This window comes from Halonotius roseus, assembly GCF_006861655.1.
GTDB lineage: Archaea > Halobacteriota > Halobacteria > Halobacteriales > Haloferacaceae > Halonotius > Halonotius roseus.
Map to the genome: position 1 here is coordinate 1029398 of NZ_SESI01000001.1, position 26367 is coordinate 1055764.

General features: G+C 63.4%; 25 protein-coding genes and 1 tRNA gene. 16 read left to right on the forward strand and 10 right to left on the reverse strand.

The window, feature by feature from the left end:
• Positions 1-148: 148 nt before the first annotated feature.
• Positions 149-1369: an outer membrane protein assembly factor BamB family protein gene (locus EWF95_RS05435; RefSeq protein ID WP_185911702.1), complete on the forward strand. Its 1221-nt coding sequence runs from the start codon at positions 149-151 to the stop codon at positions 1367-1369.
• A 71-nt stretch (positions 1370-1440) separates the two neighbouring features.
• Here EWF95_RS05435 and EWF95_RS05440 read toward each other — a convergent pair whose 3' ends face one another.
• Entirely contained in the window at positions 1441-2454 is a 1014-nt protein-coding gene (locus EWF95_RS05440; protein WP_142443015.1) for a LolA family protein, read from the reverse strand.
• Between the two features lie 278 nt (positions 2455-2732).
• On the opposite strand from EWF95_RS05440, the gene EWF95_RS05445 reads away from it, so the two are divergent.
• Both EWF95_RS05445 and hemH read left to right on the forward strand, forming a co-directional pair.
• Positions 2733-4010, forward strand: coding sequence for a DUF6498-containing protein (locus EWF95_RS05445; RefSeq protein WP_142443016.1), 1278 nt, complete (start codon positions 2733-2735; stop codon positions 4008-4010).
• 116 nt (positions 4011-4126) lie between these two features.
• Positions 4127-5194: a ferrochelatase gene (gene hemH / locus EWF95_RS05450; protein WP_142443017.1), complete on the forward strand. Its 1068-nt coding sequence runs from the start codon at positions 4127-4129 to the stop codon at positions 5192-5194.
• On the opposite strand, the gene hemE is transcribed toward hemH, so the two are convergent.
• The gene (gene hemE / locus EWF95_RS05455; protein WP_142443018.1) at positions 5191-6195 is read right to left on the reverse strand and encodes a uroporphyrinogen decarboxylase; all 1005 of its coding nucleotides are present in this window, start codon (positions 6193-6195) and stop codon (positions 5191-5193) included. The genes hemH and hemE overlap by 4 nt on opposite strands.
• A gap of 129 nt (positions 6196-6324) precedes the next feature.
• On the opposite strand from hemE, the gene EWF95_RS05460 reads away from it, so the two are divergent.
• Positions 6325-6777: a hypothetical protein gene (locus EWF95_RS05460; RefSeq protein WP_142443019.1), complete on the forward strand. Its 453-nt coding sequence runs from the start codon at positions 6325-6327 to the stop codon at positions 6775-6777.
• A gap of 51 nt (positions 6778-6828) precedes the next feature.
• Here EWF95_RS05460 and EWF95_RS05465 read toward each other — a convergent pair whose 3' ends face one another.
• The gene (locus EWF95_RS05465) at positions 6829-7524 is read right to left on the reverse strand and encodes a metalloprotease family protein (protein ID WP_142443020.1); all 696 of its coding nucleotides are present in this window, start codon (positions 7522-7524) and stop codon (positions 6829-6831) included.
• A 271-nt stretch (positions 7525-7795) separates the two neighbouring features.
• Between EWF95_RS05465 and lrp the strand changes: the two genes are divergently transcribed.
• Complete coding sequence (lrp, locus tag EWF95_RS05470) at positions 7796-8257, forward strand: HTH-type transcriptional regulator Lrp (RefSeq protein WP_142443021.1); 462 nt, start codon at positions 7796-7798, stop codon at positions 8255-8257.
• A gap of 50 nt (positions 8258-8307) precedes the next feature.
• Here lrp and EWF95_RS05475 read toward each other — a convergent pair whose 3' ends face one another.
• Both EWF95_RS05475 and EWF95_RS05480 read right to left on the reverse strand, forming a co-directional pair.
• Positions 8308-8829, reverse strand: a complete 522-nt coding sequence (locus tag EWF95_RS05475; RefSeq protein WP_142443168.1) for a magnesium transporter — start codon at positions 8827-8829, stop codon at positions 8308-8310.
• Positions 8830-8885: 56 nt separating this feature from the next.
• On the reverse strand, positions 8886-9455 hold the full coding sequence (locus tag EWF95_RS05480) for a magnesium transporter (RefSeq protein ID WP_142443022.1): 570 nt from the start codon (positions 9453-9455) through the stop codon (positions 8886-8888).
• Positions 9456-9625: 170 nt separating this feature from the next.
• Between EWF95_RS05480 and EWF95_RS05485 the strand changes: the two genes are divergently transcribed.
• The 6 genes from EWF95_RS05485 (at position 9626) to EWF95_RS05505 (ending at position 15522) form a co-directional block, all read left to right on the forward strand.
• A complete protein-coding gene (locus tag EWF95_RS05485) occupies positions 9626-11161 on the forward strand; it encodes a phytoene desaturase family protein (RefSeq protein WP_142443023.1) in 1536 nt (511 codons plus the stop codon).
• Positions 11161-12048 carry a prenyltransferase gene (locus EWF95_RS05490; RefSeq protein WP_142443024.1) on the forward strand — a complete coding sequence of 296 codons (888 nt, stop codon included), beginning with the start codon at positions 11161-11163 and terminating at the stop codon, positions 12046-12048. The genes EWF95_RS05485 and EWF95_RS05490 overlap by 1 nt, the downstream gene beginning before the upstream one ends.
• Positions 12049-12101: 53 nt before the next feature.
• On the forward strand, positions 12102-13013 hold the full coding sequence (gene cruF, locus EWF95_RS05495) for a bisanhydrobacterioruberin hydratase (RefSeq protein ID WP_142443169.1): 912 nt from the start codon (positions 12102-12104) through the stop codon (positions 13011-13013).
• A 25-nt stretch (positions 13014-13038) separates the two neighbouring features.
• Entirely contained in the window at positions 13039-13167 is a 129-nt protein-coding gene (locus tag EWF95_RS13810) for an HVO_2523 family zinc finger protein (RefSeq protein ID WP_267899960.1), read from the forward strand.
• A 194-nt stretch (positions 13168-13361) separates the two neighbouring features.
• Complete coding sequence (locus tag EWF95_RS05500; protein ID WP_142443025.1) at positions 13362-14315, forward strand: phytoene/squalene synthase family protein; 954 nt, start codon at positions 13362-13364, stop codon at positions 14313-14315.
• A 559-nt stretch (positions 14316-14874) separates the two neighbouring features.
• A complete protein-coding gene (locus EWF95_RS05505; protein ID WP_142443026.1) occupies positions 14875-15522 on the forward strand; it encodes an L-threonylcarbamoyladenylate synthase in 648 nt (215 codons plus the stop codon).
• An 80-nt stretch (positions 15523-15602) separates the two neighbouring features.
• Here EWF95_RS05505 and EWF95_RS05510 read toward each other — a convergent pair whose 3' ends face one another.
• On the reverse strand, positions 15603-18776 hold the full coding sequence (locus EWF95_RS05510) for an adenosylcobalamin-dependent ribonucleoside-diphosphate reductase (RefSeq protein WP_142443027.1): 3174 nt from the start codon (positions 18774-18776) through the stop codon (positions 15603-15605).
• 384 nt (positions 18777-19160) lie between these two features.
• Between EWF95_RS05510 and EWF95_RS05515 the strand changes: the two genes are divergently transcribed.
• Both EWF95_RS05515 and EWF95_RS05520 read left to right on the forward strand, forming a co-directional pair.
• On the forward strand, positions 19161-19364 hold the full coding sequence (locus EWF95_RS05515) for a hypothetical protein (RefSeq protein WP_142443028.1): 204 nt from the start codon (positions 19161-19163) through the stop codon (positions 19362-19364).
• A gap of 183 nt (positions 19365-19547) precedes the next feature.
• Entirely contained in the window at positions 19548-20420 is an 873-nt protein-coding gene (locus tag EWF95_RS05520) for a hypothetical protein (RefSeq protein WP_142443029.1), read from the forward strand.
• 23 nt (positions 20421-20443) lie between these two features.
• Here the strand turns inward: EWF95_RS05520 and trpG are convergent, their stop codons facing one another.
• The 4 genes from trpG to trpD are packed head-to-tail and all read right to left on the reverse strand — an operon-like array spanning position 20444 to position 24436.
• Positions 20444-21091 carry an anthranilate synthase component II gene (gene trpG / locus EWF95_RS05525; protein ID WP_142443030.1) on the reverse strand — a complete coding sequence of 216 codons (648 nt, stop codon included), beginning with the start codon at positions 21089-21091 and terminating at the stop codon, positions 20444-20446.
• Positions 21088-22770: an anthranilate synthase component I gene (gene trpE, locus EWF95_RS05530; RefSeq protein WP_142443031.1), complete on the reverse strand. Its 1683-nt coding sequence runs from the start codon at positions 22768-22770 to the stop codon at positions 21088-21090. Before trpE ends, trpG begins: the two co-directional genes overlap by 4 nt.
• On the reverse strand, positions 22767-23414 hold the full coding sequence (locus EWF95_RS05535) for a phosphoribosylanthranilate isomerase (RefSeq protein WP_142443032.1): 648 nt from the start codon (positions 23412-23414) through the stop codon (positions 22767-22769). The genes trpE and EWF95_RS05535 overlap by 4 nt, the downstream gene beginning before the upstream one ends.
• Positions 23414-24436, reverse strand: a complete 1023-nt coding sequence (gene trpD, locus EWF95_RS05540; RefSeq protein WP_142443033.1) for an anthranilate phosphoribosyltransferase — start codon at positions 24434-24436, stop codon at positions 23414-23416. Before trpD ends, EWF95_RS05535 begins: the two co-directional genes overlap by 1 nt.
• 456 nt (positions 24437-24892) lie before the next feature.
• On the opposite strand from trpD, the gene EWF95_RS05545 reads away from it, so the two are divergent.
• The 3 genes from EWF95_RS05545 to EWF95_RS05555 all read left to right on the forward strand — a co-directional run bounded on the left by EWF95_RS05545 (position 24893) and on the right by EWF95_RS05555 (position 26356).
• Positions 24893-24967, forward strand: a tRNA-Val gene (locus EWF95_RS05545).
• Complete coding sequence (locus EWF95_RS05550; RefSeq protein WP_142443034.1) at positions 24931-25143, forward strand: hypothetical protein; 213 nt, start codon at positions 24931-24933, stop codon at positions 25141-25143. Before EWF95_RS05545 ends, EWF95_RS05550 begins: the two co-directional genes overlap by 37 nt.
• Positions 25144-25237: 94 nt before the next feature.
• Entirely contained in the window at positions 25238-26356 is a 1119-nt protein-coding gene (locus EWF95_RS05555) for an FIST signal transduction protein (RefSeq protein WP_185911703.1), read from the forward strand.
• The last annotated feature ends 11 nt before the right edge of the window (positions 26357-26367 follow it).

The following is a 26367-nucleotide window of genomic DNA, read 5'->3' on the forward strand; positions in this document are numbered from 1 at the left end:
CCGACGAAGAGATATAAAAACAAAAGCGGATGTTGATCGGTATGAGCTGGGCGTTCAGAGTTCCGAAAAAGGTCTCCCCACGAGCGATGAGACTCGTGCTTGTAGTGTCACGTCTGACGATTGCTAGTCTCCGGTATTTCACTATCGTATGAGCTCTCGGATAAACAGGCGCGCAGTGCTGTCGACAGCGGTTGTCGGCGCGGGTGCGCTCTCGGGCTGTCTGTCGATACTCCCATCCGTGGACTCGGATCGACCCCTGCCGAACGCCCCCACAGGGGCGTGGACACAGTACGGAGCGAACGGAGCAAACACGTTCACACCGGGCGTTTCTGCTCCATCCAAAGGAAATCTCGCATGGACATCTGAGGCGTTCACACGCTTTCAGCCCGTGGTTGCCGACGGGATCGTCTACATAACGAACTTCGATCCCAGCCATGATGGAAGCGTGATCGCACTTGATGGACAGGATGGCACCGAACAGTGGCGAACGACGCTCAACGCCAGTGGAGCAAATGCGACTGCCGTCGTTGACGGTCACTGCCTCATTGCGTACGACACAGAGCTTGTCGCGCTCGATGCCACAACAGGCGACCGAATCTGGTCGAAATCAACAAACGGGTTCGAACACCTCGTCGCCGATGACGCCACCGGAACGGTATTTGTTGTTTCAGACAACAGCATTGCGGCGTTCAGCGCGACAGCAGGGAAGCTCCGCTGGGAAACCGACAGACTCCGACCCGTCCATGCGCCTGCGATCCACGGTGGGGGTCTGTTCGCCGTCGGCTACGTCGATGAAACGCCATCTCTCGTCTGCCTTGCAGTGAACGATGGCTCGAACCGTTGGCAGCGTGACCTTTCGTCGGTACCCGAGTCAGCCGCACCGGTCGTCACCGCGGAGGGTGTGTTCCTCTCCGACGACCGAACGCTCGTCGTCCACGATAGGGAAACCGGTGCTCGGCAGCGGGAACTCTACTCGTTTGAGCGGGAGTCGGTTGGGAGTCCGACAACGGTTGCGGTCGCCGACCGAACCGTGTTTGCCAACAGCGCGTCCGGCATCCTCGCAGTCGACAGCGAAACCGGAAGGGAACGATGGCACCGAGCGGAGTCAGTATCCTACCCGGTGGGGCTCTGTGTTGGAACCGAAACGGTTGTTGTCCCGGTCGATAACCCCGAATTCGCCCCTCAGAAGAAGACGATCAGTGCGTTTGATCGGAAAACGGGAGCGACGCGCTGGTATTATGCGTTCGATCCGGGGTTCCACCACCACGTGACATCATCACCTGCACTGGTCGATGGTGCTGTGTTTTTTACAGCCACCCATATCGATGGGCTCGGAGCTCTCGGCGACGTCCCTACACGGGATAACTAGTTTCGAGTGCCGTCCACCCTCTTTGTTTGAAAAAGAGACATTACCGTGGGACTCTCAGAAAGACCGTTTCACTAGGAGTCGTCGTTGGCCAGCGTGGTTGCGGCAGTGACGATTGTCTCTCGGTTGGCGTTCCCACCGATTGTGTGGCGGTAGTCATCTTCCTCCCACAGCACGGTCGTTGACTCTCCGTACTCCTGGAGATATCCTGCCGTGCCGTTCAGATCAACCGATTCACCATCCAGCTCGTAATCGCTTTGATTGCTAACGGTATGGCGGATGGTAGTATCCGACGATGTGTATGTTAGCGTGTAGCTTGCTGTTCCGTTCATGATCATCTCGTTGCCGCGCTCAAAGCGATATTCGTCGCCGAGTTCGGGAGCACCGATGTCGAACGGGGCAGCCTCTCTGAGCGCCGCCGCCGAATCGAACTGCTGTGTGTCGGGCCCATCAAACTCCTCAACGGTCGCATCTGCAGGAACATCCAGCGTCACCTCATCAGCACTCACGTTGCCGTTGAACTCGACGGTCTCGAAGTACGAAACGACCGTTGTCTCCTCACCGTCGGGTGATTCGAACGTCATTTCGGTGCGGAGCGGGTACCAAAACTCCTGATCGACGTAGGCGGTGACGGTTGAGGTTGGCTGGTTTGCGGTGCGATCGAGTGTTATCACATGAACATCCCGATCAGCAACCGTATCGGTTCCCTCGTAGGAAACATCGCTGTCGTTGAGGATCTGTTCGATCTGATCGGCATCCACGGCACCCCCGGTAATGCCGCTGGGTCGGTCAGAACCGAGATCATACCTGGTGACCGTATTGTCCTCAGGATCATAGGTTCGCGTGACACCGTCTCGCGTGAGTGTAGCGACCCCTTCGGCTCCAAACTGATCGTTCTCGGATTCGGTGATGACTTGCTTCGAGACTGTACCAGGGATTTGGATCATCTTAGTTTTGGTTCGGACTGTTTCGCCGTTCGATTCCGTTTCGGAGATTTTCACACCCTCGATCGAGTCGATATGCTCGTGTCTATTTTCGATCTCCGTGGCGATTGTTTCTGGATCAGGATCACCGGTTGCAAGACCCATACACCCTGCTGTGAGGAGTAGCAGAGTGGCGATACCGACGCCAAGAACCAATCTGTTGTTGTGAGTTACCATCACCGTTGGGTACCATGAGATGGAGCATAAGTATGCAAACCGAACTTCAGAGTCTGAAGATGCTACTGGATGCCGTCAGTATTAGTTGACGACGGTGAACAGCGTCATGAGTTCGTTCGGCGCGATGGCAGCCACCAGGTATCTTGAAACACTCATTCGTTCCGTTTTGATGGCGTTTAATTGGATCGCACATGGAGTGTGTTCCGATGGAGTTCAGCGGTGTTTCCGCACGGGGGCTTGCCGATCATCGACAAGAGCTTTTTGCGGTGGTCGTAGCGAACGCCATCCCGTTGACCGGCGTTGGGCTCCTCGGCTGGGATATCAGCGCGCTTGTTGTGCTCTACTGGGTGGAACTCGCGGTGATCTTTGTTTTTGCTGTCATTCGAGCACTGTTCGCTGGCCGTCGCTCGGAGTTCAACGAGGAGGGACTCATCATCGGTGCAGTAACCAACCGGCGCGCGTCGCTATCGATCCCACGAACAGCCCTCGCTGTCCACCTGTCATCACTCCCCGTGGTTCTCATTGCGATCCCGGTGCTGACAGCTCTCTGGTTCGTGGTTGGGGCCGTAACAGTCGGTGTCGTCGGGGCTGAGACGCTGGACAGTTCGACGCTTGAAATGATCACGGTAGCATCGTTCGGAATTCTGTGTACCGAAGGGAGCCAAGTGGCAGTCGGATATCTGTATCGTGGCGAGTACAGGGAACATTCAGCCCAAACAGCGATCCGGGGCCCGTTCATGCGTGGGGCACTACTGTTTGTTGGTGGACTGTTTACGGTCATGGCGATCGCCGTCGGGAGCGATTCGATCGCTACTGACGTACCGATCTCGGGGCTCAGTCCCGCGTTGGTTGGCACACCAGTGTTGATCGGGATTGTACTTGTGAAATTCAGCTTCGATATCGCCGGAGTCTATCGGGACAAACTGACAGCCTTCGATGAATCAACTGATATCAGCTTTGGGTGGGCGTATGAGCCACCGACTGAGACATCCGTTGACACGACACTCACGGGGGAGCCGACCTCTATCCGGCCTGAGTGGCGTGGCCGTCTGCTTGGCGGCATACTAACGCTCCCCCAGCAGTCAGCGGCGATGAAAATCGGGGGAATGCTCTGGCTTGTGGCTGGTCTGTTCGCGCTGGGCCAGGCGTGGAGCATCGTCGCTGCCATGGCGATCCTTGGCGTCGCGGTTCCGGTTTTGTTGTCGTCAGTCGACTACTGGCTCCGATATGGGGCCGTCGAATACCGAACCGACGGTGACGCAATCGTCGCCGTCGATCGACTGTTTGGCCACGCGCTGTGGCGGATCGAGCCGTGGGATGAAACAGTCCTCAGGGTGGAGCAGGATCGACTGGATACCGTCTTCGACACGTACACGATTGTGGTCACGCTCTTGGACGACCAAACAATCCGCCTCCCACGAGTGGCTACCCCAGAGCCACTACTGGCGGTCTTCGATCGGCGAGCAGACGGAGTTGCTCTCTGAGGGCAGTCGGCTTGCGATCGGCTCACTGGGCTCTTCGATCGCACACAATCCGACGACGACGCTAGTACAATCGTCACATGCAAAGTTGCTTTACCGCCGCCGCCCCAACCGCTCATATGGCAACTGCGATCGTCCTGTTGAACTTTGGTGAGCCGGCCGACCCCGACCGAGAAACCGTCCTCGAATACCTCACGCGGATCTTCTACGACAACGCCTCCCTGGAGGACGCAGAGTCAGAAGAGGAGGCTTGGGAGCGATCCCGCGAGCTCGCCCAGCGACGGCTTCCCGGCCTGATGGAGGAGTACGAGGAGATCGGCGGCTCGCCGCTGCAAGGCCAAGCGGGCGACCAAGCTGACGCCCTGGAGTCGACGCTGGCCGATCGCGGCCACGATGTCGAGATCTACCACGCGATGCAGTTCATGGAGCCGCTGATCGACGACATCCCCGCAACGCTGGCCGATGACGGCATCGACGAGGTCATCGCGCTACCGATCTACCCGCTGTGTGGCCCCTCGACGACCGTCTCGTCGATCGATTCCCTGGAGGAGGCTATCGACGAACTCGACGACTACGATCCCGCGTTCAGCGCGGTCACCGGCTGGCATCGGGCCCCGACGTACAACCGGATCCGCGCGGAGTCGATCGGCTCGTTCCTTGAGGAGCACGATCTCGATCCGAACGATCCCGACACGGCGTTCGTCTTCTCGGCACACGGCACGCCGATGAAGTATCTCGACGAGGGGTTCCGATACGACGAGTACGTCGAGGAACACGCCGACGCCGTCGCCGGGATCGTCGGCATCGACGACTACGAGATCGGCTACCAGAACCACGCCAACCGCGGCATCGAGTGGACGGCCCCCGAAACGGAGGAGGTCGTCGAAGGGCTCGGCGAGGACTTCGAGCGCGTGGTCGTCGAGCCGATGAGCTTCATGCACGAGCAAAGCGAGACGCTGGTCGAACTCGATGTCGACCTCGCGGAGGACGCCGCCGAGGTTGGCCTTGAGCTCTACCGGGTGCCCGTTCCCCACGACGACCGACGGTTCCCGGAGCTGCTGGCGGATATCGCCGAGCCGTTCCTCTCACACTTTGCGCCGTCGTACTACCAGCTCCGGCAGTGTCAGTGCCGCGACGAGCCGGGGACGTACTGTTTCAACGCCGAGCTGCCGCCACAGGACGCCTAACGCGTCTCTTTTGCGGTCTCGAAAAAGGCCGCGACGTTTTCGACCGGGGTGTTGCGGTCGACGCCGTGGCCGAGATTGAGGATGTGACCGGTGTCGCCGGCGGTGTCGATCACCTCGCGGGTTCGTTCGCGGACGGTGTCGGGATCGCCGTAGAGCAACGCGGGATCGAGATTCCCCTGGATCGCCACATCGCCGAGCTGCTGGCGGGCGGTGTCGATATCGACCGTCCAGTCCAGCGAGACCACGTCCGCGCCGCTGTCGGCCAGGAGGTCGAGCTTGCCGCTCATATTCCGAACGAAGATGATGGTTGGCACGTCGACCGCATCGAGGATGCGCTGATGGCGGGGGACGATATACTCGGCGTAGTCGGTCGGTGACAGCAGGCCGGCGTAGGTGTCGAACAGCTGAATCACGTCGGCACCGGCGTCCTCCTGGTACTGACAGTATTCGATCAACACCTCGGTAAAAACATCGAGCAGTCGCTCGAAGGCCGCCGGGGTCTCCGCCCGGAGCCGCCGGACGGCCATGAACGACCGGGAGGTGCTGCCCTCACAGGCGTAGGCCGCCAGCGTGAACGGGCCGCCGGCGAAGCCCAACACGGCCGCCTCGTCGCCGAGGGTCGCGGTCAGTCGCTCGATGAGCTCGCCGACATACCAGAGCTGTTCCCGTACGTCGCCGATCTCGCGGTCGGTATCAGCCGGCGACGACACGGGGTTTTCGATCACCGGACCGACACCGGATTCGATATGGTAGCTAAATCCCAGCGGTTCGAGAACGGTGAGAATATCGGAGTACATGACGACCCCGTCGGGTTGGAACCGCTCGTAGGGCTGCAAGGAGATCTCCGTGGCGACCTCCGGCGTCGAGATCGCCTCCCGAAACGAGTGTGACTCCCGGATCTCGCGGTACTCCGGCAGATACCGGCCGGCTTGGCGCATCATCCAGACCGGCGGGCGGTCGACCGGCTCGCCGCGAACCGCCTTCCGGAAGAGATCGTTCATGCGTCTCCGTACGCCGAGTGGCCGCCTAATACTTGTGAAAGGAGCCGACTGCATCCGGGATCGACAGCGAGATGGCCCGGTTCCGATGGGGCAGCAACGCTTTTGGCGATGTCACCCCTCAAAAAAGCCATGGCACGGTCGCGGTCACCACCCGATACCACCCCACCGGAGCAAGTCCCCGGCTACGGATCGAGCCGGTGGCTCACCATCGTCGGCGTCGGGCTGTGGGTCGTGGTGCTTGCCGCATTCGGGCTGTTGGCGTTCACCAATGTCGGCGGCAGCGACACCGGCTCGGTCGTGTTGTTGATCGGGGCGACGGTGGTGGCGGCGACAGTGGTGCTTCTCGTCAGCGTGACGCTGTATATGGTTTTCGAGCGGCTGAACCTCGGCGGCGGGGCGATAACGCTGCTGGTGGCACTGATCGCCACGATCGCCGTCCCGATCGGGGTGCTGTTTTTGCTGTCGCAGCTCGGCGGAAGCGGTGGCGGGTCGCTGCTCGATGGGCTCATCGACAGCCTGCCCGTCAACGAGAACCTGCGTCGAACCGCCGGCCCGGTGCTTGAGGGGCTGCTCGGCGGTTGAAGGCGGGCGTGGGCCACACAGATCGACGACTGCGATCCGGTAGTACCGCTGTTAGGCGAACACCAGCAGAAGCATCGCTCGAAGGCGATCGATGAGAGCGAGGAATACCGTCGAGAGCACCGCCCCCAGTTGCGGAGAACCGTCCCAACAGCCCCACTGACCGGCGAGAACACAGTCGAGGAAGGCGGTCGGCGGGATCTCATGGAGGACGAGCAGCCCGCCGAGAGCAACGAGTGACAGCGGGACGGTGAGTCGGTAGGTGCCAACGACGCCGGCCAGCCGGCGGAGCGCGTACAGCGGGCCGACGACGACCGCCAGCGGAAGCCGATACCACCGCGCGGTGGTGGCGGCCCACATCGTTCCGAGATCGGTTGAACTCGGGAGGCTGTGGATGAGGGCGGCGGCAGCGACCCACCACAACACGCCGCCGACAGCGACCGCACCGATCCCGGTTCCGGTGTAGGTCGCAAGCGAGTATTCCAACAGCACCGCCGCAATCGTGACGTTGCCCGCCAGCGGCGCGAGCGCGATCACCGCGGTCGTCGACCAGCGACTCGGTGTCGCGTGTTTCACGTAGCCGGGCGTGCCCGTCAGTCGAAAATACGCGACCGACTGTACCGGCACACCCACCACCAAGCAGGCGAGTCGGTGGGCAAGCTCGTGGAGGATGATCCCCGGTGCGGTCGCCAGCCGAAACGCCAGCGAGCGTCGCTGCCGGAGGAGCGATCCGAGACCCGACCGAACCATCGATCGGGACAACCGGCTCCACGCACATCAACATCCGGTCACACAACGACCGAACATCCAGTCACACGACGACCGACCACGGTAAGCGACGACAAGTGAGAATAGACAGCGAGGATCGACACGCACAAAACAAACGTCTGTCGGTTTTTGTGGCATCGAATATCTTGATTGTCTCTAACGAAGCCACATACAAGAAGAGTAAACTGTTTTGAATCGGCTTCGGTGTTCAAACCACAGTATTTTAAGTTTGGTAGGGTATCAACGGAAATACATGACGTATGAAAATCTTGACAGGGAGCTGCTCAACGAACTGCTTGGTGATGGGCGGGCGAGTCTGCGAAGTCTCGGGGAGGAACTCGATGTCTCGGTGACGACCGTCTCGAACCATCTGGAGGATCTCGAAGCCGAGGGGATCATCGACGGCTACACACCGATCATCGACTACAACGAGCTCGGCTATGATGTGACGGCGGTGATCCAGCTGAAGGTCGAAGGGAGTGCGATCATAGAGCTGACCGACCGCCTCCGCGAACAGAAACAGATGGTGAGCGTCTACGAGACGACCGGCGATTACGACATCATCGCCATCGGCAAGTTCACCGATACCGACGGGATGAACGACCAGATCAAGGCTCTGCTGTCCGATGTCGATATCAACGAATCAAACACGAGCGTCGTGCTCAACGCGGTCACCGAACACGAGCAGTTCGAGCTCGATACCGACGTGGAGTGATCAGCCCACCGGCATCGAGAGAATCGATCCATCAGTATCCATCGAGAGGATCAGCCAACCAACACCCACCGCGAGACGGCAAGGAAAACGAGCATCCCGAAGACGTCGACGACGTTGGTGACAATCGGGATTGTGGTGTCGTCGGGGTCGATCCCGAGCCGGTAGGAGCCGTAGGTGGCGACGACGCTGGCGACGACCGCGATGGCGGCGATCGACAGTCCGCTGACAAGCGAGATCACCAGCAGATGGCCGAGCGTCAGCGTGGCTCCAACAACGATACCGAACAGCCAGACGGCACCCGCCAACGCGGTGAAGATCGTCGTCGCCAACGCGAAGATCGCCGCCACATTTGCCCACAGCAGCCGGTCGGTCGGATCGAACGTTGTCGTCCCGAGATGGAGCCGCGTCGAGAGTCGCGCGCTGAGGATCGAGCCGAGGTTGCCGCCCATCCCGATCATCGCCGGCACCATCACCGCCAACAGCCCGTAGCGATCCAGTAGGTCGCCGGCGTCCTCCAGGGTGATCCCCGCCCAGAGGACGATCCCACAGAGGACGATCAACAATGGGAACATCGTCCGGACGATATGGCCGGCGGCCCAACTGCCGAGATCGGTGTCGCCGAGGAGGCTCACACGAGCACCTCCATGATCATCACCGCAAGGAAGAGAAACGTCATCCCGAAGACGTCGCCCAGCGTCGTGACCACCGGCCCAACGAGGTTGTCGGGATCACGGCCGGCCCGATAGCCCGCAAACAGTACGGCGAGCAGGCCGACGATCATCACGCCGGCGGTTAGCACGCCCGCGATGAGGACGATCCCGACCAGCTCGCCCAACGGCGCGGGGTTGCGGCCGAGCAGCGTCAGCGCGGTCCACGAGATCACGCCGATCACCACGGAGATGCCGACAGCGTTGATGACCGAGGCGACGACGGCGTTGACCAGCCGGTTGCTCCACGCGAACCGCGGCTCCAACAGCCCCTGATGGAGGCCGCTGGCGATCCGGCCGCCGAGCGCGCCGTAGACGTTGCCGCGGGTCGCCAGAAAGACCGGCACCATCACCAACAGACCGGGGAACTCGGCGACGCTATCGAGCAGCCCCGCCAACACGAGCCCGGCGAACAGCCCGCCACAGAGCGCGACGAGCAAAACAGGCAGGGCTTCCCGGTAGATCGACCGGAAGACGCCCCAAGGTTCCATGGGTAGAGGCTGGCCGAAGTCGCAGTTAAAACCACTGACGACGCGACCGCGATCCGGGCTGGTCGACCGCCCGCGGTGCTGCCGGGGTCGACCACGCGTGGTGCCGCCGAACCGGCGCGCCCCCGCAAGTCCGTCCCTTTATTTGACTGACGGCCCTCCGTCGAGATAGTATGGCGACCGCCACCGACGACGACGCGACCCACGGCGGCGACGAGGGCCGCTACGACGGCGAGATCCCGGTCGACGGCGACGACATCGTGATCGTCGGCAGCGGCTTCGGGGGGTTGTCGACGGCCTGCTATCTCGCCGACGCCGGCGCGAACGTGACCGTCGTCGAGAAAAACGAACAGCTCGGCGGCCGCGCCAGCCAGCTTCAGGCGGAGGGGTTCACGTTCGACATGGGGCCGTCGTGGTATCTGATGCCCGACGTTTTCGAGCGATTTTTCGGCCATTTCGGCAAGAAGCCGAGTGACTACTACGAGCTCACCCAGCTCGATCCCCACTACCGGATCTTCTTCAAGGACGGCGATCAGGTCGATATGGTGCCCGACCTCGAAACGAACAAGGAGATCTTCGAGGGGTACGAGCCCGGCGCGGGCGACGCCTTAGATCGGTATCTCGACAAGTCAGAATACACCTACAACGTCGGGATGGAACACTTCGTCTACGAGGATCGACCCCGACTGCGGGATTACATCGATACTGACGTGTTCCGCTACTCGTGGGGACTGTCGCTGCTCGGGAAGATGCAGGGCCACGTCTCGGATTACTTCGAGCACCCCAAGCTCCAGCAGATCATGCAGTACACCCTCGTCTTTCTCGGTGGCGCGCCGAACAACACGCCCGCGCTCTACAACCTCATGAGCCACGTCGATTTCAACATGGGCGTTTACTACCCCGACGGCGGGCTGCGCTCGCTCGTCGATGCGATGGTCGACCTCGGCGAGGAACTCGGCGTCGAGTACGTCACCGACCAGCCGGTCACCGAGATCGCCGGCCGACAGGGCGGCTTTGCGGTGCGAACCGAACACGGCGAGGAATACCTCGCCGACTACGTCGTCTCCAACGCCGACTACGCCCACACCGAACAGGAACTCCTGCCGCCCGAAAAGCGGCAGTACAGCGAGGACTACTGGGAGAGTCGCACCTACGCGCCCTCCGCCTATCTGCTCTATCTCGGTGTCGAAGGCGACGTTGAACCACTCGAACACCACACGCTCGTCCTCCCGACCGATTGGGACGACCACTTCGCAACGATCTTCGACGATCCACAGTGGCCCGACGATCCCGCCTACTATCTCTGTGTTCCCTCGAAAACTGACGACAGCGTCGCCCCGGAGGGCCACAGCAACCTCTTCGCGCTTGTCCCGATCGCTGCGGACCTCGAAGATACACCAGAACTCCGCGAGGAGTTCCGCGAACTCGTCCTCGACGACATCGCCGAAAACACCGACGTCGAGCTCAGAGATCGCATCGTCTTCGAGAAATCATTCTGTGTCAACGACTTCGCAGATCGCTACAACTCGATGCACGGCACCGCCCTCGGAATGGCCCATACCTTGCGTCAGACCGCCCTCCTCCGGCCGAACCGCAAATCGACGGAAGTCGACGGGCTGTATTTCACCGGCTCCTACACGACACCGGGCATCGGCGTGCCGATGTGTCTGATCAGCGGCCAACACACCGCCGAAACCGTTGGAGAGTGATGGCCGCCGTGGGAACCGATCAGTCGACCAGCACGGCAACCGACGGCCTCCGCTACCTGTTTGTCCTCTCGCGGCCACGATTCTGGTTCTATCTCGCCGGCCCTGTCGTCGTCGGCGTCGCCGCAGCCGCCGAGACGGTTCCCGACCTCTTCTTGCCGGTCGGCTTCGCACTGTTCGGCTATTTCCTGTTGCCGGCGAACGTCCTGCTGTACGGCGTCAACGACATCTTCGACGCCGAGATCGACACCGAGAACCCAAAAAAGACCGAGCGAGAGGCGCGCTGGCAGGGCGGCCCCGCGGTCGTCGCCAGCGTTGTCGCCAGCGGGCTGCTGGCGGTGCCGCTGTTCGCTATCGCACCCACACCGGCGTGGCCGTGGCTCGCCGGCTTCCTCCTACTCGCCGTCGAGTACAGCGCGCCCCCAGCCCGATTCAAAACGACGCCGCTGCTTGATTCGCTCTCTAATGGGCTCTACATCCTGCCCGGCGTCGCCGCCTACGCCGCCGTCGCCGGCGGTCAGCCACCCGCGTTGGCGGTCGCTGGCGCGTGGCTGTGGACGATGGGGATGCACACCTTTTCGGCGATCCCGGATATCGAACCCGACCGACGAGCCGGGATTCGGACGACAGCGACGTGGCTCGGCGAGCGGCGAACCTACGGCTACGTTGCAGCCTGCTGGCTGGCCGCTGCTGTCGCCTTCGGCGTCGTCGACCCGCGGCTCGGCGCGCTCATGGCTGTCTACCCGATCTTTGTTGCGTGGGTCGCCGGCTCGTCGGTCGCTGTCGACCGCGCCTACTGGTGGTTCCCCGCGCTCAACACCGCCGTTGGGACGCTGTTCACGCTTGGGTTGCTCTGGCGGATCGTCCCGCCGACGGAGGTGCTGCCGTGAGCAACGTGGCCGACTCGTCGGCAGCGGGATCGCCTCCCACTGATCGACCGCAGATCACCGAAGCCGACGGGCTTGCCGATGCGGTCGCTGGCGTCCCGAAAAACCGCCGCGAGGTCGAACCGTGGCTCGACGCACTCGTCAACGGGAACCGATTCACGATCGCCGTCTTCTTTCCGCTTGTCGGCGCGCTCATGCTCGTCGGCAGCGCGGAGGGGTGGGCGGTAATCCCCGAGCCGCTCCGGTTCAATCCCCCGTTCCTCGTCTTCGGGACGATCGTGATGGCCGCGCCGATGCTCGTCGGCGTCCTTCCGACGCTCGGCCGCCGTGCGCTTGGCGGACTCGGACTGTTGACGGCTTACACCTACCTGATCGAGTACGTTGGCGTCACCACGGGCTGGCCCTACGGCTTCTTCGAGTACGGTGTCAGCCTCGGGCCGATGATCGGGGGAATCCCCGCCGCCCTGCCCGTCTTTTTCATCCCGCTCGTGTTGAACGCCTATCTGCTGTGTCTGCTGTTGCTCGGCGACCGGGCGGCTTCGCGGCTGGCGCGGCTGGCGGTGGTGATCCCGGCGGTCGTGACGATGGATCTCGTGCTCGATCCGGCCGCGGTCTCGCTGGGGTTCTGGGCCTACGACGCTGGCGGCGTCTTCTACGGCGTGCCGCTGTCGAACTTCGCGGGCTGGGTGTTGAGCGCGATCGTCGCCGTCGGCGTCCTGGATCTCTCCCTTGATCAGTCGGGGCTGTTCGATCGGCTCCACAGGTGCAAATTCATGCTCGACGACATGGTGAGCTTCGTCATCCTCTGGGGGGCGATCAACGCCTGGTTCGGCAACTGGCTGCCGGTCGCTGTCGCCGTCGCCTTCGGACTCGGTGTTCTGCGGGCCAAGCAGTTCGATGTGGGACTGCTCCGACCGTCGACGGGCGTCTATCTCCCGCGGGTCGTCGACACCGACCACGAACCCTAACTACCTCGCCGCGTTAGGCTCCGATATGGCCGACAGCGAGACGCCGCCCGGCCGGCCCTGTCCGCTCTGTGGCGAATCGATGCAACACCGCCACTGTAAGTACATCTGTCCGACCCACGGCGTCGTCTACGACTGTGCGGATACGTTCTACTGAACGGGTGCTGCCGACAGCGCGACCGCCATCGCCGGTGAGTCGAACCCGACCGCGATAACAGGCTGACGAACGCCGAGAAACGGGGGAGGTTCACGAACTGTTATGTCGCTTGCGACCCTACTAACCATATATGCCGCGCCGCCGGAACCGGCCGACGAGACCGACGACTGCCCCCCAACTGCTCCCCAATTGACATGGTAGACGACGACCAAATCGCCCGAAGCAAATCCATCCAACAACAGACTGGCAAGACCTTCCATCTGGCCACCCGGCTGCTCCCCGAGCGCGTCCGCGAGGCGACCTACGTCCTCTACGCCTTCTTCCGCGTGGCCGACGAGGTCGTCGACGACGCCGACGGCGTCGCCCCCGCCGAGCAGCGCGCCGAACTCGAAGAGATTCGCGCGGCCGCCCTCGGCAAGCGCGAAACCGACGACCCCGTGTTGGCCGCCTTCTCCGAGCTCCGCGAGCAGTACGATCTCAACGACGACGACATCGAGGTGTTCATCGACGCGATGGTGTCGGATATCGACACCGACGAGTACGCCACCTACGACGAGCTCGAAGCCTACATGGACGGCTCGGCGTCGGCGGTCGGCCGGATGATGACCGACGTGATGGCCCCCAAAAATCCCGAGCAAGCCCTCCCACATGCGACCGCCCTCGGCGAGGCGTTCCAGCTCACCAATTTCCTGCGGGATGTCCGGGAGGATATCGTCGAGCGCGACCGGATCTACCTCCCCCAAGCAACGCTCGAACAACACGGCGTCACCAACGCCCAGCTCCGAGACTTCGAGCTGGACGACGATGTTCGGGCGGTCATGCAGACCGAGCTCCAGCGCGCCGAGGAGCTCTACGAGGAGGGTGTCGCCGGCATCAAATACCTTCCCGAGGACTGCCAACTCGCCGTGTTGCTGGCGGCCGTGCTGTACGCCGACCACCATCGGCTGATCCGCGAGCGTGACTACGACGTGTTGTCGGCGACGCCACAGCTGGGCACCGCCCGCAAGCTGTACCTCCTTGCGAAAACGCGCTGGCGGTGGATCTGGAACAAGGATCCCGAAGCCGTCTTCTGGGCGGTCACGAGCGACGGGGGTGGCGGCGTGTTCACCCGCGGCGCGAAGCTTGTCGACCGCCTGCCGGTCCGGTAGCGATACAGCCTCCCCGTTCTTGGGTGCTGTTCAGAGTAGTGCGATTAGATGGAGAATACCTCGAAAGCCCCGACACGCTGGCGTCGGGGGGCTCGCTGCGCGCTTCGGGCCTACGGCCCTACAGTGCTTGCGTCGCCCGCCGTCCGCCAGCGCGTCGCCCCTTTCAGTCCCGCCCGACTGCGGCTGCTTGGCCTGTGATGCGGGTGAGACTGAAAGGGGCCGGCGTCTCGGCGAACTCGGACGTTCACGAGAGCGGAGATCTCGTGAGCCAACCAGAAATCAGAGATTTCTGGTGACGACACAAGCACCGCGGTGAGCGAAGCGAACGAGGAGCGCAGCGAGTCCCGGGAGTTCTGCGAGCAGGGCGGGATCTACGATCCCGCTGGAAGCCGGCCGTAGGCCGGCGACGAAGCGAGCAGAACCTCGAAAGACGAGCGCAGCGAGTCTTTCGGTGGTCGAGACGCCGGGGGCTTTCGAGGAAGTCCCAAGTTCCACCTTCCCTGAACATGATCCATTCACGAGTCGAACCGTTGAACAAGCTTTCCGAGCGAGACAGCGTATGGACGAGCGACTGCTCGATCCGACGCCCGACGGGATCGCCACCGCGGCCGACTGCGTGCTCGACGGTGGCGTGATCGTCGCACCCAGCGATACCAACCTCGCGCTCACGCTCGATCCGTGGGACGACGCGGCCATCGAGCGCGCCTTCCGGATCAAAAACCGCGATCCGAACGATCCATTGACGCTGTTCATCCGCGATCCCGCCGACTGGCGAGAGTGGGCAAATGCCGACCAGCCCGATGTTGTCGATGACCTCGTCGACGCCTTCTGGCCCGGGCCGCTCAACATCGTCCTGCCGAAAACCGACGCCGTTCCCGACCGCGTCGTTGCCGGCGGCGAGACGGTCGCGCTGGGCTGTCTCAGCAATCCGACGTGGCGTGATCTCTCGGCAGCGGTCGACCAACCGCTGTGTATGACCTCGGCGAATCTCACGGGGCAAGCTGACGGCCAACTCGTCGATCTCGATCTCGCTATCGAGCAGGTCGGCGACCGCGTCGACTACGTACTCGAAGGCGAGGCCAAAGGAACGACCCAATCGAGCACCATCGTCGATCTCACCGGCTCAGAGCCGACGATCCTGCGACACGGCGATATTACGGCCGCCGATCTCGACGCCGCTGTCGGTGACCTCACGTTCGACTCGTGAGCCGCATTGGATTCGATGCGAGCGGCGTCGCTTCCGGATGAAGCCGGCAAAAACAGCTGAAACCGAATTGCGTCGCTACGTCAGCACTCCGACCAGCCGCAGGACTCGCAGGTCTTGCAGCCTTCCGAGAAGTACAGCGACATGCTGCCACACTCGGGGCATTCCGGCGACTCGCCGGCCGCGAGTAGCTCGTCGGTCGCGTCGTCAGTGGCCGCCTCGTCAGCCGGGGGCTCGGTCATCGAATCCGTCGTCGCCCCGGTGCTTGCGGTCGACTCAGCGGAGACGGCCGCGCCGCCATCGGTTTCGGGTGCGGTCGGTTGTCGCTCCGTTTCCTCCTCGTCGCTCTCGTTGAGCTCAGAGAGGTTCTGCTGTTTCGGGTACGGCTCCTCGATGTCGCCGTCGAGGTAGCGACGGAGCGCGGTGCCGATGGCGTCCGGGATGGAGTTGATCTGCTCGCCTTTGTCCCAGGCGACCTTCGGGGATCGAATCCCGTTCAGTTCGTTGGCGATCTCCTCGGGATCGACGCCCGAACGCAGCGCGGTCGAGATCGTCTTGGCGAGGGCTTCGGTGAAGGAGGCGGTAAAGCCGCCGGAGTTGCCGATGTTGGCGAACAGCTCGAACGGTCGGCCTTGTTCGTCTTCGTTGATGTTGACGTAGACCTTGCCGTAGCCGGTGTCGACGCGCTGGGTGACGCCGTAGAGCACGTCCGGCCGCGGGCGTTTCTTGCCGAGCCCCTCGGTCGTCTCGGGTTGGGTGAACAGCTCGTCGAGTTCCGCGCCGAGTTGGGCGCGAACCTCCTCGTTGTCGAGGAAGTCCTCGATGCCGCCGAAGACCTCCTCGATCTGCGTGGTGATCTGCTCGGCGGCCTCGCCGTCGTCGGCGAACTCGGTGTTCTTCGCGCGCGTCGTGAGCACCTGCTTCGAGCGGGTGCCGTCGCGGTAGACGGTGACGCCCTTGCCGCCGTTCTCGTAGATGTAGCGGTAGACCTCGTCCATGTCCTCGGCACTCGCCGAGTTCGGGAAGTTACAGGTCTTCGAGATGGCGGAGTCGACGCCGGTCTGACAGGCACACTGGACGCCGGCATGTTCCTTCCCGGAGAGGTCGGAGGTGACGACGAACAGCTCGCCGATGGCCTTCGGCACGGTTTCGAGGCCTTCGACGCCGTCGAACTCGTTTTCGGCCATCTGCTCTTGGGCTTCCTGTTTGACGGCCTCGACGTCGATGTCGTTTTCCTCCAGGACGCGGAGGAAGTAGTCGTCGAACTCGACCAGCATCTCATCGCCCTGCACGTCGTCGGAGACGTTCTTGTAGTAGGCGACGTTGTAGATCGGCTCACAGCCGCCGGTCGTGTTGCCGATCATCGAGGTCGTGCCGGTCGGCGCGATGGTCGTCGTGTTGTGGTTGCGGATCTCGAAGCCGTCGGCGAACTCGTCGGCGTCGAGGCCGGTGTGGTGTTCGAACCACTCGCGGTACTCGGTCGGGTCGGCGTACTTCGAATCTTCGTAATCCGAGAAGGGGCCGCGCTCTTCGGCGAGTTCGTGGGAGGCCCATTTGGATTCGTGGTTGATGTGAGTCATCAACTGCTCGGCGATGGCGTTAGCTTCATCGGAGCCGTAGCGAACACCGATCTGGATGTAGAGTTGGGCCAGCCCCATGATGCCGAGGCCGATTTTTCTCATTTCTCGGACTTTCTCTTCGATCTCGTCGACCGGGAAATCCGACATCGTGACGACGTTTTCGAGGAAGCGGGTGCCGGATTCGATCCGGCGGTTGAACGCATCCATGTCGATGGCTTCCTGAATGAATGCCTCGGCAGCCGCCTCAAGCGTGTCGTAGGCGTCGCCGTTGTTGTCGTACCAGACCCGCCAGTCGGGGGCGTCCTTGTCGGCCAGCGTCGAGAGATTGATGTGGCCGAGGTTGCAGGCCTCGTACTCCTCAAGCGGCTGCTCGCCGCAGGGGTTGGTTGCGAGGATTTCGTGGTCGGGGTGTTCCTCGACGTCGAATGAGTGCTGTTTGTTGACACGTTCGAGATAGATGACGCCCGGTTCGCCGTTCTCGTAGGCACCGTTGACGATGTGCTCCCAGAGTTCCTCGGCGGGGACGGAGAGCTCCTCGCCGACCTCGACGTACTCGCCGAGGCCGTGGAGGTCGTACAGCTCCTTCGTTTCGGGGGTGGCAATGTGGGGTTCCTCGGTGCGGGGGTTGGTGAAGGTGAACTCCTCGCCGTTGAAGAGTGCCTCCATGAAGTCGTCGGTGACGCCGACGGAGATGTTGAAATTCGAGAGATGGCCCTCGACGGCGTTGCGGAGGTGTTCGGGGACGCGGCCCTCCTCGTCGATCAGCTCGCGGGCCTCTTCGAGGGCGTCGGCGAAGGAATTATGCGTGAAGTCGTCGGGGTCGTTGAGTCGCAGTGAGTGCGCCAGCGAGACATCCTTGTTCTTGGCGTGGATGAACTGGATCACGTCAGGGTGGGAGACACGCATGACGCCCATCTGCGCGCCGCGGCGCGCGCCACCTTGGGCGATGGTCTCACACATCTGATCGTAGGTGCGCATGAAGGTGATCGGCCCGGAGGCGATGCCGCCGGTCGAGCCGACCGAGTCGCCGTACGGGCGGAGCTTCCAGAACGCGTATCCCATCCCACCACCGCTTTGGAAGACCTCGGCGGCCTCCTTTGCGGTCTGGTGAATATCCGTGATATCGTCGCCGGGCGAGTCGACGAAACAGGCCGACAGCTGCTGGAGCTCGTCGCCGGCGTTCATCAGCGTCGGCGAGTTCGGCATGAACGAGAGCTGGGTCATCAGCTCCTCGAACTCGGCGGCGACATCCTCGACGTGGCTTTGGATCTCGTCAGGAAGTTCCGGGACGATGGTTTCGTAGGAGAACTTGTTGACGTTGTACACCGACAGCGTCGTTTCGGCATCGTCGTCAGCGGTCGTTCCCTTCCCGAAGACCTCCGCGGCGAGTTCGTCGCGCCGTGGGTGGTCAGGTTTGATCTGGTCGGGGGTGACCGTGATCTCGGTGTCCTGTTTGTCGGCCTCGAAGACGGCCTCGGCGAGGGCGACGTTTTGGGCGACGCGTTCGAACAGCTCCTCCTGGCTTTCGTCGACGTTGCCGTCGGCATCCTTGCGGAGATACCGGGCGGGGAGGATGTTGTTGTAGGCGTTGCTCGTCAGCCGGTCTTCGAGCGTGTCGCCGGTGGTTCGTTTGATCGGCAGTTCGAGTTCGTCGGCGGAGAGCTCCGCGCGGCTCATTCGTCGGCCCCCTGCGGTGCGTCGGCGTGTCGGATGGTGGTTTTGATCTGGTGGCGCATCTGTGTACTCCGTAGCTAAGACGGGACTGTGGTACCGATGGAACCCTCATAACAGCTACGGTTGCGGTAGGACAACCGCAGTTGAATACGTGGGTGCTGTGGCTCGCCGGACTGCGACGTGAGAGGGTCGGTAGCGTCCGCGTCTCGTAACAGTACGGCTATCGGTGCCATCCCGTATAAGACTGCGCAAACCGGACTGAAAGTAAAATACCGACGGTCGTCGGACAACAGGCCGACAAGCGGCGGCTACGACCAAGGTCTCCGAGTCCGGTGGGTCGAAAGTAGTCCCCACAAGCTTATTCCGATTCGGTGTCTCCCTCGGGATATGTCATCACTCGCGCTTATCGGCGGGCTCGCAAGCGGCGGTATCGCCGGGCTGAGCCTCCCGCAGCTGCTCATCGCCCTCGTCGGGATGCTTGTCGTGCTCATCGTAGGGCGGCTCGTCCTCAAGATCGCGTGGCGACTCGTCACCATCGGCGTCGTTGTCGTCGGCGCGCTCCTCATCCTCGTCCAGTTTGGCCTGCTGTAATCAACCCATTTACTGAAGGGCCGCCACGACGTTCGGTTTTTACCAGCGAAACAGTAGAATTATCTGTTGCGATAATTGCGGGCGGTGTTTTAAGATGGTTTGGGGAGGAAGGTTTACACACCACCTACGGGATCGCCCGTAGGCATCCATGTTCAACACTGCGAACCGAGGTAGCCAGCGGCTATGACAAGCCGCCGTCAACTCCTTCGTGGGGTTGCCGGCACCCTTTCCGTGTTCGGAGGGCTCCGCTGGGGCGGCCTCGTCGCACCCGCCGACGCCCAAGCAAACGAGACGGCGTCGGATAGCGACGCGTCCGGCGATGGCGACGATTCATCGGACGCCGACGAGGGCGACCCGACCGGGCTCCCCGGATACACGGTCGGCCAGATATATCTCCGTTATGAGGAACACGTCGGGATCACGACGTTTGTTGAACTCGAAAACCAAGACGAGGGCAACGAGGAGCGCGTCCACCTAGAGGCGGATGCCTACGGCCCGAACGACACCCTCGGCACCGACGGAACGTGGGAGGATATCCCCGCCCCATTCGAGCAAGCGGTCAAGCTCCGCATCGACAACGTGTTCGATCTCTACAACGCGGTCGACAACGTCACGGAGCTCGTGATCCGCGGCCGGGTACCCGACGGCGAAACCGACGTGATCGCAGCGTTTTCCGGCAGCAGATTTCAGAAAGGGATCGAAAGCGATGGCCCAACCGAACCTGACGGCGGCACCGACGCCGCTGTCGAGGTACAGGAGGGCGAGACGGGCGACGCCACAGCCGGCGACACCGAAACGGCAGCCGACGACGAAACCGAACAGAGCGGCGAGACCACATCCGACGAGGGGGCTGGAACGGACACGGCCAGCGGGGTCGACCCCGCGAATCAAACCGGCGTTGATGTCAGTAACCCAGAGGATGTGGTTTCGACCGGCGGCGACGGCGAGAGCGATGGTGGGGGCGACGGTGGCACCAATGAAGACGGCGGCGACAACGAAAGCGGCGGCGGTGGTGGCCTCCTCGAAAGTCTCTCCTTTGGCGTATTTGGTGGCTGAACAGCGCGATCAGAAATCGGTGATCAGGCGTCGGAGCGCGGTGGCGACGCTGTCGACTCACCCGCAGCCTGTCGCAGGAAGTTATCGATCAGATCGTGACCAACAGCGGTGAGGACGCTTTCAGGGTGGAACTGGACGCACTCGATGGGGTGCTCTCGGTGGCGAATCCCCATCACCAACTCCTCGCCGTCGTGGTCGGTTGTCGCCGACACGTCGAAACAGTCCGGCACCTCGGTCGTAATCAGCGAGTGGTACCGCCCGGCCTGAAACCCCTGTTCGATGCCGGCGAAAACGCCCTCGCCGTCGTGATCCATCGGGTAGGCCTTGCCATGGATCGGCTCGGGCGCGTGACCGACGCTACCGCCGTACTCGTAGGCCGCCGCTTCGAGGCCGAGACAGACGCCGAGCGTCGGCGTCTCGGGACTCACCTCACGCAACACGTCCATCGTCACACCCACGTCGCGGCTGTTTTTCGGGTGGCCCGGCCCGGGGCTGATCAGGATCGCGTCGGGCTCGACGGCACGGATCTCGTCGAGGGAGGCCGTGTTTTTCAGCACTGTCACGTCGATGGGTTCGGTGCCACCGTCGCCGTCATCGAGGCGGGTCTCGGAGACGTATTCGACGAGATTGTAGGTGAACGAGTCGTAGTTGTCGACGACGAGGACGTTCATTGCTCGTCCTCCTGCGATTCAAGCTGCTCGATGGCGGTTAACACGCCATCCATCTTCTGTTCGGTCTCCTCGTACTCCGACGTGGGATCGCTGTCGGCAACGAGGCCCGCCCCCGCTTGGACGGTGATCAGGTCGTCGCCTGCGCGCGCGCCGTCGATCCGGCGATCCGCGTCGTCGCCATTCACGCCGCCGTGATCGACGGTCGCGGTGCGGATCACGATAGCGAAATCGGCGTCGCCGCTCCAGGAGAAGTAACCGACGCCGCCGCCGTAGACGCCGCGCGGGGCGGCTTCGAGGTCGTCGATGATCTCCATCGCTCGTACTTTCGGCGCGCCGGTCAGCGTGCCCGCCGGGAACGTCACCCGCGCGGCGTCGAAGGCGTCGTACTCGTCGGCGACGCGGGCGGTGACAGTCGATTCGATATGCTGGACGTGGCTGTATTTCAGGACGCTCATGAACTCCTCGACCTCGACGCTGCCGGGGTCGGCGACCCGGCGCACGTCGTTGCGCGCGAGGTCAACGAGCATCGTGTGCTCGGCGCGTTCCTTCCCGTCGGCCAGCATCTCGCCGGCGAGGCGGCGATCCTCGACGGGGCTGGAGCCGCGCGGACAGGTGCCCGCAATCGGGTTCGAGACGATCCGGTCGCCCTCGACGGAGACGAGCGTCTCGGGGCTCGCGCCGACAATCGAGCGGTCGCCGTGGCGCATGAGGTACATGTACGGCGAGGGGTTGACCGACCGGAGCGATTCGTAGAGGCTGACCGCATTAACGTCGCCGGTGAGTTGGCGGCGACGCGAGATGACGCCCTGATAGATGTCGCCATCGAGGACGTGTTGTTTGGCGGCCCGCACGGCGTCCTCGTAGTCGGCTTGGGAGCCGGCGGTTTCGCCCGTTCGGTGAAAGCCGGTCGGCTCGGGTTCGTCGGCGTCGGCCAGTGTCGCGGCAACGTCAGCGGCTTCGGCCACGAGGTCGTCGTAGCAGTCGCCGGGATCATCGTCGGGGGCGAGGACAGGGGTAAAGACGAGTTCGACCGTTCCCTCGGCGTCATCGAAGACGAGCGTCCGCGTCGTCAGCGCGAACTGGGCGTCCGGTACCTCGGTGTCGGGTCGCTCGCGGCCGACCTCCTCTAAGACGAGATCGTAAACCGCTTCGTGGGCGAGAAAGCCGACCAGTCCACCCGAAAGCGTCCGGCGGTCGCTGTCGGGGAAGCCGAGCTGGTCGAGAGTCGGGAGGCCGCGGCGGAGGCGGTCGAGGACGTCGCCGTCGGTTGCCGCGTCGCCGCGGTAGGCGTCGACAACGAGGTCGCCGGCATCGCCGAGGCGGTCGACCTCGGTACGGGTCGGATACACCGAGATGACGGCTTCGGGGTCGTAGCCAACGAAGGAGTAGCGGGCGTGGCGTTCGGCGTCGGTCGCGGCGGTGAACGCGCCGTCGGGATCGGAGGAGGCGACTTTCTCCGCGCTCTCCAAGAGGAAATTGTACTCGCTGCGACCGGCGAGGGCGGCGTAGGCCGACAGCGGCGACGTGTCGAGATCGAGCGTCGCGGCCGCGCGGGCGACGATTGGCTCCTCACGGTCGTCGCCGACGAGATCCACAAATTCGGCTCGGTCGCGGTCGAAGCTGAATAGGTCGGTGTCGGCTGCGGGATCAGCGTCGCTGGCTGTCTCGCCGGTCGTCATGCTGGCACCTCGATCTCGCGGCCGGCGTTCCGGACGAAGGTGGCGACGGCGGTGTGATCCTTGCTGCCCTCTGAGCGTTCAACGCCGGAGGCGACATCGACGCCGAAGGGTGCGGCCACCCGGATCGCCTCGGCGACGTTTTCCGGGGTGAGGCCGCCGGCGAGAATCACGGGCGTCGTCAGCGACTCGACGATGTCGGCGGTCGCCTCCCAGTCGTGGGTTTCGCCGGTGCCGCCCGCGCCCTCTTCGGTCGTCGAATCGACGAGCAGCGCGTCAGCGACGCCGTCGAGAGCACGCGCGCGGTCAGTGTCCTCGTGGTCGACGGCGGCAATGACCTTGACGCCGGTTTCCGCGCGGATATACCCGAGGTCGTCGGCATCAAAATCGCCGTGAAGTTGGAGCGCGTCGGGCTGGATCGCCTTGACGAGTTCGACCGCGTGGTCGGCGTCTTCGGGCATCGAGACGAGCGTCGCGGTCACGAACGGCGGTACCGCGGCGACCAACTCGGCGGCCGTGCTGCGGTCGACCTCCCGCGTCGTCGCCACGTCGACCGCGGAGATGATCCCGATGGCATCGGTGCCGGCCTCGATTGCGGCCTGCAAGTCAGCGCGGTTCGTGATGCCGCAGATCTTGGTGCGTGCCATCAGGCGTCCCCGGCCTCCGGTGCGGTAGTCGATTCGCGTAGGGCGTCGAGTTTCGCCGCCGCGTCACCCGAATCGATAGCCGCAGCGGCCGCCTCGACGCCGGCCTCCAGTGATTCCGCCTCGCCAGCGACGTAGATCGCCGCGCCCGCGTTGGCGAGGATCAGATCGCGTTTCGGGCCCGTCTCCTCGCCGGTGACGATGGCTTCGAGGTCGGCGGCGTTCTCTTCGGGGGTTCCGCCAGCGACGTCCTCGATTGGGGCCGAGTCAAGGCCGAGGTCTTCGGGTGTGAGCGTGAACTCGGTGACCTCGTCGCCGTCGACCTCGGCGACGGTCGTTGCGTCGTGGAGGGCGATCTCGTCCATGCCCGCGCCGTGGACGACGAGCGCGCGTTCGACCTCCATCTCGGTGAGCGCGCGGGCGATCACGGGCACGAGGTCGGGGTCGTAGACGCCGAGCAGCTGGGCGTCCGCAGCGGCGGGGTTCGTCAGCGGGCCGAGGACGTTGAAGATCGTTCGCATGCCGAGTTCCTTGCGCGGGCCGATGACGGCCTTCATCGCGGGGTGGAAGACGGTGGCGAGCATGAATCCGATCCCCTCGTCGTTGATGGCGTCCTCGACGGCCGGCGGTTCGGCATCGACGGTGACGCCAGCGACTTCGAGGACATCCGCGCTGCCCGAGGAGGAGGAGACGGAGTAGTTGCCGTGTTTGGCGATGGGGACGCCCGCGCCCGCGGCAACGATTGCGCTCGTCGTCGAGACGTTGATCGTATCGTAGTCGTCGCCGCCGGTGCCGCAGGTATCGACCAGCGGCGAGCGGTCGGGCTCGATGGTGCGGGCGGCATCGCGCATCCCCTGTGCGAAGCCGGCGATCTCGGTTTCGGTCTCGCCCTTGGCTCGCAAGGCAGACAGCAGCGCGCCGATCTGCGCCTCAGTTGCTTCCTCGAAGACGAGGCGGGCGGCGTCCCGCGCCTCGTCGAGTCCCAAATCCTCACCGTCGGCCACACGTTCGATATAATCCTGCATTGTTAGTCACCAGTGTATGAGTTCGTCTTGTGATGTACACGTTTGTACATCGCTAAAAGGCTATCGACCGACGACGCAGCGCGTGGGATCACGACACACCGCGACAGCGGCCGCAGTAACAGTGTTTAGAAACAACCAGCAAGCAGGCGGGTCGGCCGGCCGACCAACCGCATTCCTGGCGGACTGAAAGGGCGAGGCTCTCTCGGCGAACCCGGACGACGCAAGCACCGCAGTGAGCGAAGCGAACGAGGAGCGCAGCGAGTCCCGGGAGCCGAGAGAGCCGAGGGCTTTCTACACCTATTTCCCCTCGTAACAACTCTCACTTGAGCAACACGGCGAATTCGGGTCAAACGGTAGCAAGCGGGCGGTTCCCAAACCACCAGCCGGGCCGCGCTTCGAAAGCTTCAATTACGTCCCCCGGGTACTGACGAGTGCGTCAGAACGCACAGCCAGCACGGGTTTGTGGTCTAGTCTGGTTATGACACCTCCTTGACATGGAGGAGGCCGGCAGTTCAAATCTGCCCAAACCCATTCTCCGATTTCTCACAACGATGATCGACAAGACCATTCCCGGCCTCCAACACCACCCAATCACCATCGGGGTGGCAGAGTTCGATGCCGCCGCGGGCTTCTACGTCGCCGTCACCGTTATCACCCTGCTCATCGTGTTCGCCACGATCTGGGTCTGGCTGAGCACGCGCAGCTGATCGCTGCCGACAGCGACATCTCACAAGACGATCCCGAACCATCACAACCACCGTGACGGTGGACTTTTTATCGCGCCCGGTGTGGATGGTAGCCATGGAAGCTGCGTACTGCCGGACGACCGGCAGCGAGTTTCACGCGACGCTGCAGGAGTTCGACGCCGACCCCACAGTCGAGGGGCTGCTCGTGTTGGCGACACCGGGCGAGGGGTTCACGCCGGCGGCTGTCGACGAGACGCTGCGGGAGCTGTCGACGCCGGTGTTCGGCGGGCTGTTCCCGAAGGTCATCCACGAGGGCGAGGCCCACGCCGACGGTGCGATCATCGCGGGCCTCGCAGTTCGCCCGGCGGTCGAGACGATCACCGATGCCGACGAACCGATCTCTACCGGCGGCGACCCGATCACCGACGCCGACGACGCGATCACCAGCGACGACGACTACGAGACGGCGTTCGTCTTCGTCGACGCCTACGCCGACGACGGCGACCGGTTCGTCCAGCAGCTGTTCAACGCCTACGGCGTCGAGTACACCTACATCGGCGGCGGGGCCGGCACACTCGACGGCGACACACGCCACTGCCTGTTCACCAACGAGGGGCTCGTCGGCGACGCGGCCGTGGTGGCGAGAGTCGCCGCCGAAAGCACCATCGGCGTCGAACACGGCTGGACGGATATCGGCGGCCCCTTCGAGATCACCGCCGCCGACGGCCGGCGACTCGAAACCCTCGACGGCCGCCCGGCCTACGACCGCTATGCCGCCATCATCGACGCCGAAACCGATCGCACCGTCACAAAGACAAACTTCTTCGAGGTGGCGAAATCCCACCCATTCGGCATCAGCCGACTCGACGCCGAACGGATCGTCCGCGACCCCTTCGAGGTCGACGACGACGGCTCCCTGCGCTGTTTCGGCGCGCTCCCCGAAGGCGAGTTCGTCCACGTGCTGCAGGGCGACCCCGAGAGCCTCGTGGCGGCGGCCGACCGCGCGCATGCGGCCGCCAGCGAGGGCGCAACCGCCGACAGCGCGCTGGTGACATTCGACTGTGTCTCGCGGGCCCAGTATCTCGACACCGCGTTCGATCGGGAGCTGGCCGCGCTCAGTCAACGGGGGTCGACGATCGGCGCGCTGACCATCGGCGAGGTCGCCAACGACGGGCGGGGCCATCTCGAATACTACAACAAAACCGCGGTCGTCGGGGCCGTCGATGGGCTATGAGCGACCTGCTC